Genomic DNA, 17488 nt, shown 5'->3' on the forward strand with positions numbered 1-17488 from the left:
ATTTTAATAAATTAAGATATTCCTCTAATTTTTGCTTCTAATTTATTTTTTAAAAATTTTTCTATTTTTTTCATTAAATTATTAATAATAATATCGGTTAATGTTTCATTTTTACTTTCAAAAAAAAAACTTATAGTATAAGATTTTTTTGATTTTGGTAAATTTTTTCCTTCATATAAATCACATATTTCTATTTTTTTAATTAAATTTTTTTCCATTTTTTTTATTAATTGATAAACTTTTTCAAATGGAATTTTTTTTTCAATTAATAATGATAAGTCTCTTTTTGAAGTAGGATATTTAGAATATGGAATAAAAATTATTTTTTTTTCTTGAACAATAGAAATTAAATATTCCAAATCAATTTCTGCATAGAATATTTCTATATTTTTAGATATATTTTTTTGAATTTTTCCTAATTCTACAAAATTTTTATTTTTATATTTAATAGATATATTTTCTTTAAAAAGAGGATGAATAGAGGTTACTTGAGTATAATAATTTATTCCTATTCTTTGAAAAATTTGTTCTATAATTCCTTTTAAATAAAAAAATCCATAATTTTTATTTTCTGTTATTTTTCTATTATTTTTTTCTATTTTTGATATAGCAATACTAAGACAGGTTTTTTCTAAAAACTGATGATTTTTTCTATAATAAATTTTTCCAATTTCAAAAAACTTTATATTGTTACTTCCTCTATTATAATTATATTTTATACTATCTATTATTCCAAATAATAGAGTTGAACGCATTGAATTATAATATTTATTTATAGGGTTAATAATATTAATTGATTCTCTATCAAAAAAAGAATTTAATAAAGAAGAATCTGAATTTTTATTTCTCATAGGAGAATTTATAATTTCTTGAAATCCATAATTTACTAACTGATTAAAAATAATTTTTTGTATTTTTTCTTTTGTTTTATAACAAAAATTAGGAATTGAATATATTTTTATTTTACTGGATTTTTTTATTTGGTTTATTCCATAAATACGTAATATTTCTTCTATTAAATCTATTTCTCTTTGTACATCTATTCGATAAGGAGGAACAAGAACTAATAATGATTTTTCATTCTCTAAAAGAATTACAATTTCAAGTAATGATAAAATTTTTTTTATTTTTTTTTTACAGATATTTTTTCCAATGATATCCCTAATTTTTTTATAACGAAGTTTTATTTTTAATGGAAAAATTGGATTTGGATAAAGATCCACTATATCAGAACTTATTTGACATTTTATAATTTCTTTAAGAAGAGATACCATTCTTTGTAATGCATATACGGTTTGATTAGGATCGATCCCTTTCTCAAATAGAAATCTATCGTCTGTTTTTATTATATGTTTTATTCCAATAGAACGAATGTCAATAGGGTTAAAATATGCACTTCCTAAAAAAATATTTTTTGTTTTTATACTAATATTTGAATTATAACTATTTATAATTCCAGCTATAGATAAAGGATTTTTTGTATCAGATATAATTAAATCTTTTTCATCTAATTCTTTTGTAAAATTATCTTCAGATTTAAAATAAGTTTTATTTTTTGCATTTTTTATAATTATTTTTTCTCCTTTTATTTGATCCATATCAAAAATATGTATCGGTTGACCTAATTCATGCATCACAAAATTTTTTATATCTATTACATTATTAATAGATTTTATTCCTATTGATTTTAATTGATCATTTAACCAATCTGGAGATGAATCTATTTTTATTTTAGAAAGAGCTATTCCAGAATATCTTCTGCATTTTTTTTCTTCTTCAATCAATATTTTAAAACAATATTTATTGAGATCTTTTTTGTAATTATTTATTATAGGTTTTGATAAAATAGGTTTATATCCACGATAAGTTAAAATTGCATATAAATCACGAGCAATTCCATAATGACTCATAGCATCGGAACGATTAGGTGTAAGATCTATATCTAGAATAGTATCTTCACTATTATTTTTTGTAGTAATTTTACTTATATTTTTTACCGATAATCCAATATCGGTTAATATATTCGATATTTTTTTCGAATTAAGATTAACGGAAATATATTTTTTAAGCCAATTATATGATATTCTCATATTATTATAGACATAATTAATATTAGAATTGATTCTTTTTTTTTTATATTAGAATAGGGTCTAATAATACCAGTTTTATTTGAATTACACAATTCAAAACTGATAAAATCTTCATTAAATGAAGATAATGCCTCTATTAAAAACTTAGAATTAAACCCCATTTTAATATATCCACCTTGATACTTTTCATAAATAGATTTACATTGTATTTTTGAATAACTGGAAATAATAGGATCTTCTTCATAAATTTTTAATTTATTATTTTTTAAATAAAATCGAATAAGACTGATTTTTTTTTTAGAAAAAATAGAAATTCTTTTAATAGAATTTAGAAATAATATACGATTAATAATTAATGATATATCTTTATTTTTAGGAATTACAGAGTTAAAATCTGGATATTTTTCATCAATTAATCTACATAAAAAAGTTTTATTTTTAAAATAAAATTTAATTATATCAATTTTTTTATATTCAATATAAACAATACTTTTTTCGTTCTCTTCATTTAAAATATTTTGAAGTATATGAAGAGATTTTTGATGTATAGTAAATTTAATGGAATAATTTAATCTAATATTATATATGGTATATTTTACCAATTTATAAGTATCCGTAGCTACAAAAGTAGCTCCATATGGAGAAAAATGAAAAAAAACTCCATTTATAATGGGATTGAAATCTTTATTTGCAACAGCAAATAAAGTTTTTTTTAAAATTTTCAAAAGTATCTTTGAATATAAAAAAATTTTTTTCTTTTTTTTTATTACTAAAAAAGTATTTAAATAGTTATTTATAGATTTAATTTCATGATAGATACTAGGAATCGGGTAACTACCTTGTTTAGAATAAATATTAAGTATATTTTTTTCTTTTTTTATTAGAAGAAAAGGCTCTTCAAGAAGGGTATTTAAAATATCTATCATTAATTTTGGATAAATAGCTATTTTTTCTTTTGATTTTTTTTTTACACATACTTTTATTTCTGTAGTAATTATGTTATTTTCTGAATCTGAAATTATAATGATCAATTTTTCTCCGAAAAGTTCAAAAAGAAAATATTCTGAATTATTTTTTATAATTTTATGTAAAACACATAATTTTTGTAAAAGAGAAAAACTAGAAACAAAAAAATGCATGTTATATTTTTTTTAAAACAGAATAATAGCGTGAGGGGGAATTGAACCCCCGACCTCTGGGATATGAATCCAACGCTCTAACCATCTGAGCTATCACGCTTTATGTTTTTAATCTAGAAAAAATCATAAATTTTATAAAAGGGGACCTACAAAATATTAAAGTTAATCTATTTTTAGATTATAAAATAATACATTTTTAATATTATGACTTTTGATTTAAGTGATTATAGAAAAATTTATAAAAAAAATAATTTAATAGAATCTGATGTTCCATCGGATCCTTTAAAATTATTTCATAATTGGTTTCAAGAAGAAAAAAATATTCATAAAATACATAAAAAAATAAATGAAGAAACTAATGCTATGTCGATTTCAACTATAGGAAAAGATGGAGTTCCTGAAACTAGAATTGTTTTATTAAAGATGTATTCTCAAAAAGGTTTTATTTTTTATACAAATTATTATAGCTTGAAAGGAAGATCTATTCAAAAAAATCCTAAAGCATGTATTTCTTTTTATTGGCCAAATACAGAAAGACAAATTATTATTCAAGGAGATATTCTAAAATTATCAAAAAATGAATCGGATGAATATTTTTATAAAAGACCAAAAAAAAATCAAATAGGATGTTGGGCTTCTAAACAAAGTGTAATTATTCCATCTAAAGAATATTTATTTATTCAATATCAAAAATGGACTCACTTTTTTAAAATACACATGATAAAACGTCCTTTTTATTGGGGTGGATATATCGTAAAACCTTATAAAATGGAATTTTGGCAAGGACAACCTAATAGACTTCATGATAGGTTAATTTATAATTTAGAAAAAAAAAATCAATGGAAATTATATCGGTTATCTCCATAATAAAGAAGATAAGGTGATTTTATCACTTTATCTTCATGAAAAAAAAACTACAAATTTGTTAGTTCTGCACCTATTTTGAATTTAGCAACCTTTTTTCCTGGAATAAAAATTTTTTTTCCTGTTCTAGGATTAATTCCATTTCTTGGATTCCTTTCTATAACAGAAAAGGTTCCAAATCCAACTAAAGTAACTTTATCTCCTTTTTTTAGGGATTCAATTACGGTTTCAATAAATGCATCTGTAATATTTTTCGCTTTTATTTTTGTAATCCCGGTTTTTTCAGCTATTGAATTCACCAATTCTGTTTTGTTCATTATACAATTAATTTAATAATTTTAATTAATTATAAAACAACATTTTTATAATTAATGATAGCAAATATAATGGATAAATATGTATGACTGAGTAAAATTTTTTTTTTATCGAACAAAAATATTTTTTCTTATTTTTATTCCATTAATTAAATTTTTTATATTCATTTTTTTTTTTCCTTCTATTTGTCCTTCAATAATAGAGATAAATCCTTCTTTTACCGAAATTTTCATTTCAGATTCCGAAAAAAATACAAATCCAATTGGAAAAAAATGTATTTTTTTTATTTTTTTAACAATGAAAATTTTAAATCTAAAAATTTTTTTTTCCTCAAAAAATAAAAATGTCCATGCTGTAGGATAAGGACTTAGTCCTCGTATTTTATTATAAATAACTTCGATAGAAGTTTCTTTCCAAAAGATTCTACAATTTATAGGATATATTTTTGGAGCATATTTTAATGGTAAAGAAGGAATATATTTTTGAATTTTAGGTTTTATTTTTTTTTGAATAATACCTTCTAGAGTTTTTATGATTATAGATCCACTAATTTTTTTTAATTTATTTTCAAGTGTTCCAGCAGTTTCTTCCTTTTTTATTTTTATTTCTTTTTGTAAAAGAATTTTTCCAGAATCAACTTGATTATTTACAATAAAAGTAGTTAATCCAGTTTTATTTTCTCCATTAATAATGGCCCAATTAATAGGAGCTGCTCCTTTATATTGCGGGAGTAAAGAAGCATGTAGATTAAAGGTCCCCATTTTTGGATTTCCCCAAACTTCTTTAGGTAAAATTCTAAATGAAACTATAATTTGTATATCTGCTTTCCATATTTTTAAATTTTTTAAAAAAGAAGAATCTAGAAGATTTTTTGGTTGTAAAATAGGAATATGATTTTCTAATGCATATTTTTTGACAGATTTATTATTTATTTTATTTTTTTTATTGAAAATAGAATCAGGATTTGTAATTATTCCTACAATATTATATTGTCTAATATAAAGTTCTTTTAAAGAAAAAAGAGAAAAAGGAGTAGAACCTATAAATACAATTCTAGGAAACTTTTTCATATATGAATAATATTAAACTATTTTATTTGTAATTTAAATTCACTAATTTTATTATCTTGTAATACAAAATAGTTCATTGATTTTTGAAAATCAAATCTAAACAATAATTTATCAGATTTTCAAATATAATTCAAATAAATATCAATAGGTAATAAAATATGTATTGGACTTTAGAATTAGCTTCTCATTTAGAAGATGCTCCTTGGCCAGCATCAAAGGATGAATTAATCGATTTTGCTATTCGAACAGGTGCTCCATTAGAAGTTGTAGAAAATCTTCAGCAGTTAGAAAATGGAGAAGGAGAAATTTTTGAATCTATAGAAGATATATGGGCAGATTATCCAAAAGACGACGAAGATTTTTATTGGAATAGAGACGAATATGAACTTTAACTGAAAGAAAAATACGTTTAATTATTATAATTGATGAGTTTTTTTAGAAATATATTAAAAAAATTATTAGGAAATAAAAATGAAAAAGATCTTCAAAAAGTTAGAACTCTTTTGATTCATATTAAGGAAGAAGAAAAAAAAATATTATCGTTATCTGATGATGAATTAAGAAATAAAACTCAAGAATTTAAAAATATTATAAAATTATCTACGAAAAAATTTTATGAAAAAAAAGAATCTCTTATAAAAAAAGTAAAAAATAAGTATTGTAATATACTTAATTTAGAAAAAATAAAATTAAATAAAGAAAAAATTAAGGAAGAGTGTTATAATGTAGAACAAAAAGTATTAATGAATCTTTTATCAAAAGCTTTTGCTGTTATTAAAGAAACTGCTAAACGTTTTAAAGAAAAAAAACAACTTATAGTAAAATTAACGGATTTTGATGAAAAATTATCAAAAATTAAACCTTATGTTGTATTAAAAAATAATATGGCTATTTGGAAAAATAAATGGGATGCCTGTGGAAAATCTGTAATCTGGGATATGGTCCATTATGATGTTCAATTAATGGGTGGAATTGTCCTTCATCAAGGAAAAATTGCCGAGATGGCTACTGGAGAAGGAAAAACTTTTGTAGCTACTTTATCCGCTTATTTAAATGCTCTTTCTGGAAGAGGTGTGCATATTGTAACAGTTAATAATTATTTATCGAAAAGGGATACAAATTGGATGGCACCTTTAATGGAATTTCACGGATTAAAAGTAGAGTGTATTGATGATTATCCATCTTCTAATATTTATATGCGTAAGAAAGCTTATAAAGCGGATATTACTTATGGTACCAATAATGAATTTGGATTTGATTATTTACGTGATAATATGGTTTCTTCTAAAGAGGATTTAGTTCAAAGAGAATTAAATTACGCTATCATAGACGAAATTGATTCCGTTTTAATAGATGAGGCACGGACTCCTTTAGTTATTTCAGGTCCAGTTGATTCTCATAATGATAATAAAGAGGAATTTAAATTATTAAAAAATAAAGTAGAAAATCTTGTAAAAAAACAAAATTTAGAAATTAAAAATTTTTTTTATGAATCTAAAAATTTAATTAAATCTGGAAATAAAAAATTAGGAGGATTTAAACTTTTTCAAGTATATCGAGGATTACCCAAGAAAAAATCCTTAATTAAATTTTTAAGTGAAGATAAGAATCGCTTACTTTTACAAAAAGTAGAAAATTATTATTTACAAGATAACGGAAGAGAGATGTATAAAGTAGATAAAGATCTTTATTTTGTTATAGATGAAAAAAATAATACTGTGGAATTAACGGATAAGGGAATTGAATTCTTATCTAAAAATGTAAAAGATATAAGATTTTTTGTATTACCTGATATTAATTTAGAAATTACAGAATTAGAAAAAAAATTTTTTTCTAAAGAAAAAGAAATAAAAGAAAAAGAAAAACTTTTAAATAATTTTACAGTTAAATTACAACGTATACATACAATAAATCAACTTCTTAAAGCTTATACTTTATTTGAAAGAGATATAGATTATGTAATTTTAGAAGGAAAAATAAAAATAGTGGATGAACAAACTGGTCGGATAATGGAAGGAAGACGTTATTCGGATGGCATTCATCAAGCAATTGAAGCAAAAGAAAATGTAAAAATCGAATCTTCTAGTCAAACTTTTGCAACTATTACTTTACAAAATTATTTTAGAATGTATAAAAAAATATCGGGAATGACTGGAACAGCAGAAACAGAATCCGGAGAATTTTTTCACATTTATAAATTAGATGTTATAGTTATTCCTACACATAGAAAAGTCCAAAGAATGGATTTACAAGATTTTGTTTTTAAAACAAAACGTGAAAAATATAATGCTATTATAGAAAAAATTATTTATTTATCTAAATATGAAAAACGTCCTGTTCTTGTTGGAACAACTTCCGTTGAAGTATCTGAATTTATTAGTAGAGCTTTAAAATTTAGAAAAATTAAACATAATGTTTTAAATGCAAAATTACATGATAAAGAAGCCGAAATTATAGAAAAAGCTGGCCTACCTGGATCTGTAACTATAGCGACTAATATGGCTGGTAGAGGAACAGATATTAAACTTTCAAAAGAAGTTGTAAAATATGGGGGACTTTATGTTTTAGGAACTGAAAGACATGATTCTAGAAGAGTAGATAATCAATTAAGGGGGCGTTCTGGACGTCAAGGAGATCCAGGAAGTTCTCAATTTTATGTATCTCTAGAGGATAATTTAATTCGTTTATTTATAGATTCAGAAAGATTATCTAAATTAATGGATCGTTTTGGCCATAAAGAAGGAGATATTATCCAACATTCTTTGTTGACGAAATCTATAGAAAGAGCACAAAAAAAAATAGAAGATAATAATTTTAGTATTCGAAAACGTTTGTTAGATTATGATGATGTTATTAATAAACAGCGAGAATTTATTTATAAAAAGCGTAAGAATGCTTTATGTGGAAAAGATCTTAGTTTAGATATTTCTAATATGATATATGTTTTATTGGATATTATGATATTAGTTAATAAATCTTTAAATGATTTTAAAAATTTGGAATACGAATTTTTTCAAATTTTTGGAATTAATTTCCCTATACCAGAAAGTGAATTTTTTTTATATAAAGAACGAGATTGTATCAATAAAATACATAATTTAATTATAAATTTTTATGAAAAAAAAAAAGAAAAAAGAATTTATCAAGAAATTTATCCTATTATATCCAATATTTTTGAAAAAAATCATATAGATTGTCAAATTCATATAACGTTTACAGATGGTATTACTAACATTAGCTCTGAATATAGTTTAAAAGAAAGTTATAAAGATCAAGGTTTATCATTACTATCTATATTTGAAAAAAAAACTATATTGTGTTTTTTAGATGAAAAATGGAAAGAACATTTACGGGAAATGGATAATTTACGATATTCGGTACAAAATGCTGTTTTTGAACAAAAAGATCCTCTGATAGTTTATAAACAAAATGCTTTTAATTTATTTCAAGAAAGGGTTTATGAAATTAATAGAAAAATTATTTCTTTTTTTCTTAAGTCTACTATCATAAAAGATAATATTTTATGTATTCCGAAAAATAATAGGATAATAGATTTTTTTTTAAAAGGAAAAAATGGTCAAAAATTAGGAAGAAATAATCGAATTATTATCCGTCATTTAGTTACAGGAAAAACCAAAAATATAAAATTTAAACAGGTAGATTTTTTTTTGAAAAAAGGAGATTGGATCATAGAAGAGGATTTTTTTTAGTTAGAAACCTACGATTGTGTTAATTAGAAATAAAACGTATATTTTTTATTATAATTTTATTTATAATTTTTTTTTATTTTGGGATGAGTTTATGTTCCATAAAAAAAAAATATGATAATATTGATGAAATTCCATATAATACATTTGGTGTTGTTTTAGGAACTTCTAAATATTTACAGGGAGGGGGGATCAATGCTTATTTTAAATATAGAATAGATGCAGCTTATTTTCTTTTTTATCATAAAAAAATTCGTTACATTATCGTTAGTGGAGATAATAGAGAAAACAATTATAATGAACCAAAAATGATGAAAAAAGAATTAATCAAAAAAGGAATTCCTGATTATTTTATATATGAAGATTTTTTTGGAATTAGTACTATACATTCTGTATTAAGAGTTTATAAAATTTTTAATCAAAAAAAATTTACCATTATTTCTCAAAAATTTCATAATGAAAGAGCCATATTTATTGGAAATTGTTTAGGATTAGATATCATAGGTTTTAATGCAAAAAATATTTCTTTTGATTGGAAAATACAAATTAGGGAAATTTTTGCTAGAATTAAAGCTATATGGGATATATTTTTATTTTTTTTAAAATAAAAAAATTAAGATAAATAGGATAAATATTTTTTTAATATTTCTGCGTTATTAGATTTTTGAGTATTAATTTCTAAAAGAAATGGTTTATCCGATTTATTCCAAAAAACATACAAATTATTTTTTAAAGAAAGTTTATCGGATACTATTTCATATTTCCAATTATGCATTTCACAAATTTTTTTTGCAGTTAAAAAATGTTTTGTTTCAAAAAAATTAAAAATTTTTTTAGAAATTTTTTTTTCGGATAAAAATCTGAAAATATTACCTCCTCCATTATTTATAAGGATAATACGAAAATTATTTGGAGTATAATTGTTCCATAAAGCATTACTATCATAAAAAAAACTGATATCACCAATAATTAAAGTTACTATTTTTTTACTTTTTACAGCATAACCTATAGCTGTCGAAACACAACCATCTATTCCTGACGTACCTCTATTACAATAAGATTTTACAGAATATTTTTTTTTATCAAAAAGTTGATAATAGCGTATTATAGTACTGTTTCCTAATTGTAAAATAGAATATTTAGGAATGGATTTAAATATAAAAAATAAAACTTTAAGATCTGAAAAACTTTTTTCTTTTTTTAAAAAAAAATTATTTTTTTTTATTCTTTTTTTTCTCAATATTTCCCATCTATATCTATAATCAGAGGATTGTAAATTATTTCCATGAAATATTTTGAAAAAAAATTCAGGTTTTATTGACCAAAAATTCGTTAGCCTATAATAAGTATCTGGGTAATTTTTTATATTTTCTCCTATATGCCAATGATATAGAGGTGGGAATTTTCGTAAAAAAAATTTTATTTTTTTAGATATAATATTTCCACCAATAGTTAATAAAATATTAGGTTTTAAATTAATCCATTCTTTAGTTTTTATACTAAAAATAAGTTGATCTATACATGAAAAAAATAATTTTCCGTATACATGAGATGTAGTTTCGGTAAAAATAACTATAGAAGGATCTATACTTAATTTTTTTAAAATTTTTTCCAATTTTTTTTCTGAATGATATAATCCTAATAAAATCATTTTTTTTTTGGATTTTTTCCATATAAATTCTTCTTTTTTATAATATTTAGATTTTTCAATATAATTTATTACAGGTAAAGTTTTTATAATTTTAGGTTTTACTTTCAAAAAATTTGTAGTCTCATAAAGAGGTTCTGAAAAAGGGATATTAATATGTATAGGTTTTTTTTTAAAAATACATTTATTAATAGATTCATTGATTAATCTATCATTATACCATAATCCTAATTTAGATTCTTCTTCTGTTAATTGAATAGAAGATTCAACATGATTTTTAAAAATATTTTCTTGATCAATAGATTGGCCTTCAAGAACATCTATAATTTTTTTTGGTCTATCTGCAGTAATAAAAATAAGTGGAATATTTTGATAAAATGCTTCCGTAACTGCAGGATAATAGTTTACTACGGAAGAACCAGAAGTACAACTAAGAACTACAGGTTTTTTTATTTTTTGCGCTATCCCCAAAGCAAAAAATCCAGCACAACGCTCGTCAACAATACTATAAGTTTTAAAGGAATCATGCTGGGTAAAATGGATAATTATTGGAGCATTTCTAGAACCTGGAGAGATTATTATATGAAATATTGATTTTGATATCAATATTTCACCTAAACTTTGTACTATTTTTTTATTCGAATACATTTAAAAAAAATTAAATCATTCCTCCATTAACATTAAATACAGATCCAGTAATATAATTAGATAAATCAGAAGCTAAAAATAAGCTACAGTTAGCTACATCTTGAGGTATTCCAGCTCTTTTTAATGAAATTTTATTTATCCAATTTTCTTTTATTTTTGATTGAATATGCAAATTCATTTTTGTAGAAATATAGCCAGGAGCTATAACATTACAACGAATATTTTTTTTTCCTAATTCTTTAGCAATTGATTTAGTAAATCCTATAATTCCTGCTTTAGATGCTGAATAATTAGATTGTCCTGAATTTCCTGTTATTCCTATAATAGAACTCATATTAATGATACTTCCATTTTTTTGTTTTATCATAGGAAATATTACATATTTGGTTAGATTAAAAATAGAATAAATATTAGTTCGAATGACTTGATCCCAATCTGTTTCCGACATTCTAAATAAAAAATTATCTTTTATAATTCCTGCATTATTCACTAATATATCTATAACTCCAAATTTTTCTATAACTTTTTTTACTAATTCTTTTGAAGAATTTAAATTTTTAAGATCAATTTCGTATGAAACTACCGAATTCCCCAATTCATCAGCTAATTTTTTAGCATTTTTTTTTGAAGAAAAAAAGGTAAAAATTACCTGTGCTCCATGTTTTACAAATGTTTTAACAATAGATTTTCCTATATCTCCTGAGCCACCTGTAACTATTGCTATTTTTCCATTTAAAAGTTTCATATATAGTTTTTATTTTTTTGAGACAATCTAATATTTTCTATTAATTGAAGTACCATATTTAATTGTTTTTCAGTACTAATTAATGTACTATCTATTTCTATAGAATTTTTTGGTTTTTTAAGTGGAGAAATTCTTCGATATAGATCCATCATATCTCTATAAAAAAGATTTTTTTTTACTTCTTCATAAGAAATTTTTTTTCCTTTTTTCTTAAAATATTGAAATCTTCTATAAGAACGAACTTCTATAGACCCTTTCATAAAAATTTTCAATTCCGATTGAGGAAAGATATTAGATCCTATATCTCTTCCATCCATAACAATTCCTTTTTTATTTCCAAAATTTTTTTGTATAATTGTTAATTTTTTTCGAATTTCTGGAATTCTAGCTATTAAACTCACTTTATTATTTACTTCTATTGATCGAATTTCAGATTGAACATTTTCTTTATTTATAAGGATATCGGTTCTATTTAATTTATTATTCCATTTAAATTGGAAATTGATATTTATCAAAAAAGGAATAAAATTTGTTATATTCCACAAATCACTATGAAATATTTTTTTTCTAATAGCTAATAATGTTATGCTTCTATACATTGCTCCGGTATCTATATAAGTATATTTTAATTTTTTAGAAAGATTTTTAGCTAAAGTACTTTTTCCCGAAGCTGAATATCCATCTATAGCTATAATCATTTTTCGATTCATGATGGAGAATAAATTAATTCGTATTTATATGATAATAATTTATAGTAAAGTTTAACAGATAAAAAATCTGTAGAAAAATCTCTTTCATTTGGTAAAAGTTCAACAATATCAAACCCTATAATTTGTTTTTTTTCAAAAACCATTTTTAAAAATTTTAAAATTTCGTACCAAAAAAAACCTCCTGGTTCTGGAGTTCCTGTAGAAGGGGCTATACTTGGATCAAAAACATCTATATCTATACTTATAAATACATTTTTAGATAATCTTTGAATCGCTTTTTTCATCCATAAATCATTTTGATATATTTCATGAAAATAAAAAATATTCTCATTTTGTATATACTTTTTCTCTAGTATATTCATACTTCGAATCCCTATTTGTATAATTGGATATTTTTTTGAAGCTTCATACATAGAACAAGCGTGATTATAAGGATCTCCATTGTATTTAGGACGTAAATCGGTATGTGCATCCATGTGTAGAATACTCATATCAGGGTATTTTTCTCCAAATGCTCGAATACTACCTATAGATATGGAATGGACTCCCCCAATTAGAGTTACAAATTTTTTTTTAAAAAGATATTTTTTAGTAATATCGTATACTTTTTCTATCATTTTTTTGGAAGAAAATGAATAATTCCTTATAGGATAAGAAATATATATCCCTCTTTTATAAACTTCAGAATTAGTTTCTATATCATATAATTCCATATGTTCTGATGCAGATAAAAATGCTTTAGGCCCTTTTTTCGAACCTTTTCTCCACGTTCCTGTATAATCATATGGTACCGGAATAAGGACTATTTTAGATGTTTCAAGAGTAGCATATTTTTTAGGAATTCCAGCGAAAGTTTTTTTTTTCATAAAAAATATTATTTTCAGTAACCTAATATTTTTAATATTTCTTCATATTTTTGTGAATAACGAAATATTTTATATACTAAGTTTTTTTTTTCGTCATAATTGATTAAAATATGGATTGGTTGTGGAATGAGACAATGATGTACTCCTCCATATCCACTTATTGTATCTTGATACGCTCCAGTATTAAAAAATCCAATATAAAGTGGTATTTTTTCACGAAAACATGGAAGATATATGGCATTTAAATGTTGTTCTGAATTATAATAATCATCACTATCACAGGTTAATCCCCCTAAAAATACTCTTTCATAAGAATCATTCCAACGATTAATTGCCATCATAATAAAACGGCTATTTATAGCCCAAGTATCTGGTAGAGTAGTCATAAAAGAACTATCAATCATATTCCATTTTTCTCTATCATTTTGCTTTTTTTGATTAAGTATTTTATAGATAATTCCACCACTTTCTCCTACTGTATAGGAACCAAATTCTGTATATATATGTGGTTCTAAAATATTCTCATTTTTACAAAATTTTTTTATTTGATAAATAATTTCATTGGTAATGTATTCATAGTCGTATTTAAATGACATAGATGTTTTAATAGGGAACCCACCTCCTATATTTAGGATATCTAATTCAGGTGCAATTTTTTTTAATCTAGCGTAAATATGTAAACATTTAAAAAGTTCATTCCAGTAATAAGAGGTATCTTTTATTCCTGTATTGATGAAAAAATGCAACATTTTTAGTTCAACTTTTGAATTATTTTTTATTTTATTCAAGTAAAAAATAAGGATATCTTTATATCCTATTCCTAATCGAGAAGTATAAAATTCAAATTTTGGTTCTTCTTCAGATGCAATACGTATGCCTAACTTAAATGGATAATGGATAAAAAAACTTAATTTTTCCAATTCATCATAATTATCTAATATTGGAATAGTATTATAAAAACCGTTGTTAATTAATTCTGATATATTTTTTATATAATTATGAGTTTTAAATCCATTACAAATAATTTCAATATTTTTATTCATTTTACCTTTTTGATAAAGATTTTTAATGATTTCTATATCATAAGCATATGAAGTTTCAATGCTAATATTATTTTTTAATACTTCTTCCAATACAAAATAAAAATGTGAACTTTTTGTACAATAACAATAGGTATATTTATTTTTATATTGATTAGAATGAATTGCTTTTTCAAACCATTTTTTTGCTTTTTGTATATTTTGAGAAATTTTTGGTAAATAGTTAAATTTTAATGGAGTTCCATATTTTTTAATGAGATCTATTAATGGAATTCCATGAAATTCTAAAAAATTATTTTTAATAGTAAATTCCTCTGTAGGAAAATTAAAAGTTTGATCTATAAGATCAGAATATCGAATTTTCATTGAATAAAATTAAGGGGTAGAAAAATTTTAAATTTTTTTTTGTTTTTCTATTTTTTTGCTATATACCATAAATTTTTTCAGAAAAATATCTATTTCTCCATCCATTACGGAATTAATATTTGTAGTTTCATAACCAGTCCGTAAGTCTTTGACTAATTTGTAAGGATGCATAATATAATTTCGAATTTGATTTCCCCATTCTATTTTTTTTTTTTCAGATTCTATTTTATTTTTTTTCTCATTTTTTTTTTTTATTTCTATTTCAAATAATCTAGATTTTAGAAGATGCAAAGCTCTTTGTCTATTTTGTATTTGTGAACGAGATTCTGTATTTTCAATAGTAATTCCAGTAGGAATATGACGTAATCTAACTCCTGTCTCTACTTTATTTACATTTTGTCCACCTGATCCAGAAGATCGAAAAGTTTCCCAATGAATATCAGATATTTTTATATCAATTTTTATATTTTTATCTATTGAAGGATATACATAAACAGAAGAAAAAGAAGTATGACGTTTTGAATTATTATCAAATGGAGATATACGGATTAACCGATGTACTCCATTTTCTCCTTTTAAATATCCAAAAGCATATATTCCTTTAAATTCTAAGATAATGGATTTTATTCCCGTTATATCTCCAGAAATGAGATGAATATTTTTAACAGAATATTTTTTTTTTTCTGCCCACATGATATACATTCTCAGGAGCATAGAACTCCAATCACAGCTTTCAGTCCCCCCTGCTCCAGAAGAAATTTGAAGTATAGCATTTAAACTGTCTTCCTCTTCTGAAAGAAAGTTTTTTAATTCTAAATTTGATAATAATTTTTTTGTTTTATATAATTGAATTTTAAGATCTTTTTCAAGATTTTCTTCTTTATAGAGAGAAAATATTAATTCTAATTCTTCTAGAGAATTTTTTAATTCAAAAAAATCTTTTATACATGTTTTCATAACATGAAAATGTTTTATCAAATTTTTGGATTCTTTATAATTATTCCAATAATTAGGATTTAAAAATTTTTTTTGTTCTTTATCAAGATATTTATTAATCTTATCAATATTAAGAACTTTATGAATTTTATTAATTCTTTCTGAAATAGATTGTATTTCATCTTTTATGATCATAAAACGAAAATAGATTAATTTAAAATATAGAATCCAAAAATTATGTAAAAAATAAATACAAAAATTTTTATCTGTAATTATGAACTTCAATAAATTTACTATAAAATATCAAAAAATAATACAAAAAATTTAACATATTACTTTTAAAAAAAATCAATTTTCTATTAAAAATGTACATATTATAAAATTTTTTTTTAAAAAAAAAGGAATTGTATTTAGACAATTAAAATCTAAAAAATAAAATGATTAATCATAAACATAAATCTGGATTTGTTAATATTATAGGATTTCCAAATGTAGGAAAATCAACATTAATGAATTCTCTTGTAGGAGAAAATATATCTATAATAACTAATAAACCACAAACAACTCGTCATAGAATATTGGGTATAATAGATCAATATAATTACCAAATTATTTTTTCGGATACTCCTGGTATTATGATAAAACCGATTTATTCTATGCAAAAAATTATGATGCAATATGTAAAAAAATCTTTTGAAGACGCTGATATTGTATTATTTACTACAGAAATAGGAAAATTTGATTTATTAAATAAATATTTATCCTTTTTAAATTTTCTTAAAGAACAAAAAATTCCTATTCTTATATTAATCAATAAAATTGATAAAATTGGAGTGGTATATAGTGAAAATATGTTGTATGATACGATAAATTATTGGAATAATTTTTTTCCTAATTCAGAAATATTACCAATATCTGCATTAAAAAATATAAATCAAGATTTATTACTAAATAAAATTTTAGATTTATTATCTCAAGGTCCTCCTTATTATCCTAAAGGAATTTTAAGTGATAGATCTGAACGTTTTTTTGTAAATGAAATAATTAGAGAAAAAATATTTTTAATGTATAAAAAGGAAATTCCTTATTCTGTGGAAATTTCTACGGAAAAATTTAAGAATGGAAAGAATAGTATACATATAGATTCTTCTATATATGTAGAGCGTGATTCACAAAAAGGGATTTTAATTGGAAAAAAAGGAAATTCTATAAATAAATTAGGATATTTTTCTATACAAGGAATAGAGAATTTTTTTAGTAAAAAAGTATGGTTAAGATTAAATGTAAAAATATGCAAAAATTGGCGTTCAAATTATAAAAAACTCCAAAATTTTGGATATTAAA

Annotated in this window: 15 protein-coding genes and 1 tRNA gene; 5 read left to right on the forward strand and 11 right to left on the reverse strand. The window is 22.6% G+C overall.

Features of this window, described 5'->3' with window-relative positions; genetic code table 11:
* Positions 1-11 precede the first annotated feature (11 nt).
* The 3 genes from pheT to DM780_RS00245 form a co-directional block, all read right to left on the reverse strand.
* Positions 12-2090 (reverse strand): phenylalanine--tRNA ligase subunit beta, encoded by a 2079-nt coding sequence (gene pheT, locus DM780_RS00235; protein ID WP_110548511.1) that lies wholly within the window; start codon positions 2088-2090, stop codon positions 12-14.
* The gene (gene dnaN / locus DM780_RS00240) at positions 2087-3229 is read right to left on the reverse strand and encodes a DNA polymerase III subunit beta (RefSeq protein ID WP_110548512.1); all 1143 of its coding nucleotides are present in this window, start codon (positions 3227-3229) and stop codon (positions 2087-2089) included. Before dnaN ends, pheT begins: the two co-directional genes overlap by 4 nt.
* A 26-nt stretch (positions 3230-3255) precedes the next feature.
* A tRNA-Met gene (locus DM780_RS00245) sits at positions 3256-3329 on the reverse strand.
* 104 nt (positions 3330-3433) lie between these two features.
* Between DM780_RS00245 and pdxH the strand changes: the two genes are divergently transcribed.
* Positions 3434-4096 carry a pyridoxamine 5'-phosphate oxidase gene (gene pdxH / locus DM780_RS00250; protein WP_110548513.1) on the forward strand — a complete coding sequence of 221 codons (663 nt, stop codon included), beginning with the start codon at positions 3434-3436 and terminating at the stop codon, positions 4094-4096.
* Positions 4097-4143: 47 nt separating this feature from the next.
* Here pdxH and DM780_RS00255 read toward each other — a convergent pair whose 3' ends face one another.
* Both DM780_RS00255 and fmt read right to left on the reverse strand, forming a co-directional pair.
* A complete protein-coding gene (locus DM780_RS00255) occupies positions 4144-4410 on the reverse strand; it encodes an HU family DNA-binding protein (protein WP_014246006.1) in 267 nt (88 codons plus the stop codon).
* 105 nt (positions 4411-4515) lie between these two features.
* Entirely contained in the window at positions 4516-5478 is a 963-nt protein-coding gene (gene fmt / locus DM780_RS00260) for a methionyl-tRNA formyltransferase (RefSeq protein ID WP_110548514.1), read from the reverse strand.
* Between the two features lie 158 nt (positions 5479-5636).
* Between fmt and DM780_RS00265 the strand changes: the two genes are divergently transcribed.
* The 3 genes from DM780_RS00265 to DM780_RS00275 all read left to right on the forward strand — a co-directional run bounded on the left by DM780_RS00265 (position 5637) and on the right by DM780_RS00275 (position 9793).
* The gene (locus tag DM780_RS00265) at positions 5637-5870 is read left to right on the forward strand and encodes a DUF2795 domain-containing protein (RefSeq protein WP_110548515.1); all 234 of its coding nucleotides are present in this window, start codon (positions 5637-5639) and stop codon (positions 5868-5870) included.
* A gap of 33 nt (positions 5871-5903) precedes the next feature.
* Positions 5904-9188, forward strand: a complete 3285-nt coding sequence (gene secA, locus DM780_RS00270; protein ID WP_110548516.1) for a preprotein translocase subunit SecA — start codon at positions 5904-5906, stop codon at positions 9186-9188.
* Positions 9189-9271: 83 nt separating this feature from the next.
* Complete coding sequence (locus DM780_RS00275) at positions 9272-9793, forward strand: SanA/YdcF family protein (protein WP_110548517.1); 522 nt, start codon at positions 9272-9274, stop codon at positions 9791-9793.
* A gap of 5 nt (positions 9794-9798) precedes the next feature.
* Here DM780_RS00275 and menD read toward each other — a convergent pair whose 3' ends face one another.
* The 6 genes from menD to prfB are packed head-to-tail and all read right to left on the reverse strand — an operon-like array spanning position 9799 to position 16339.
* Positions 9799-11481, reverse strand: a complete 1683-nt coding sequence (menD, locus tag DM780_RS00280; RefSeq protein ID WP_110548518.1) for a 2-succinyl-5-enolpyruvyl-6-hydroxy-3-cyclohexene-1-carboxylic-acid synthase — start codon at positions 11479-11481, stop codon at positions 9799-9801.
* Positions 11482-11491: 10 nt separating this feature from the next.
* On the reverse strand, positions 11492-12226 hold the full coding sequence (locus tag DM780_RS00285) for a beta-ketoacyl-ACP reductase (RefSeq protein WP_110548519.1): 735 nt from the start codon (positions 12224-12226) through the stop codon (positions 11492-11494).
* A complete protein-coding gene (gene cmk / locus DM780_RS00290) occupies positions 12223-12936 on the reverse strand; it encodes a (d)CMP kinase (RefSeq protein ID WP_110548520.1) in 714 nt (237 codons plus the stop codon). The genes DM780_RS00285 and cmk overlap by 4 nt, the downstream gene beginning before the upstream one ends.
* Positions 12933-13802, reverse strand: coding sequence for an agmatinase (gene speB / locus DM780_RS00295; protein WP_110548521.1), 870 nt, complete (start codon positions 13800-13802; stop codon positions 12933-12935). Before speB ends, cmk begins: the two co-directional genes overlap by 4 nt.
* A 14-nt stretch (positions 13803-13816) precedes the next feature.
* Positions 13817-15208 carry a type III PLP-dependent enzyme domain-containing protein gene (locus tag DM780_RS00300; protein ID WP_110548522.1) on the reverse strand — a complete coding sequence of 464 codons (1392 nt, stop codon included), beginning with the start codon at positions 15206-15208 and terminating at the stop codon, positions 13817-13819.
* A gap of 27 nt (positions 15209-15235) precedes the next feature.
* Entirely contained in the window at positions 15236-16339 is a 1104-nt protein-coding gene (gene prfB, locus DM780_RS00305; protein ID WP_110548937.1) for a peptide chain release factor 2, read from the reverse strand.
* A 242-nt stretch (positions 16340-16581) separates the two neighbouring features.
* Here prfB and era point away from each other — a divergent pair, with 242 nt between their 5' ends.
* On the forward strand, positions 16582-17487 hold the full coding sequence (era, locus tag DM780_RS00310; RefSeq protein ID WP_110548523.1) for a GTPase Era: 906 nt from the start codon (positions 16582-16584) through the stop codon (positions 17485-17487).
* Position 17488: the final 1 nt, after the last annotated feature.

This window comes from Blattabacterium punctulatus (genome assembly GCF_003226695.1).
Lineage (GTDB): Bacteria > Bacteroidota > Bacteroidia > Flavobacteriales > Blattabacteriaceae > Blattabacterium > Blattabacterium punctulatus.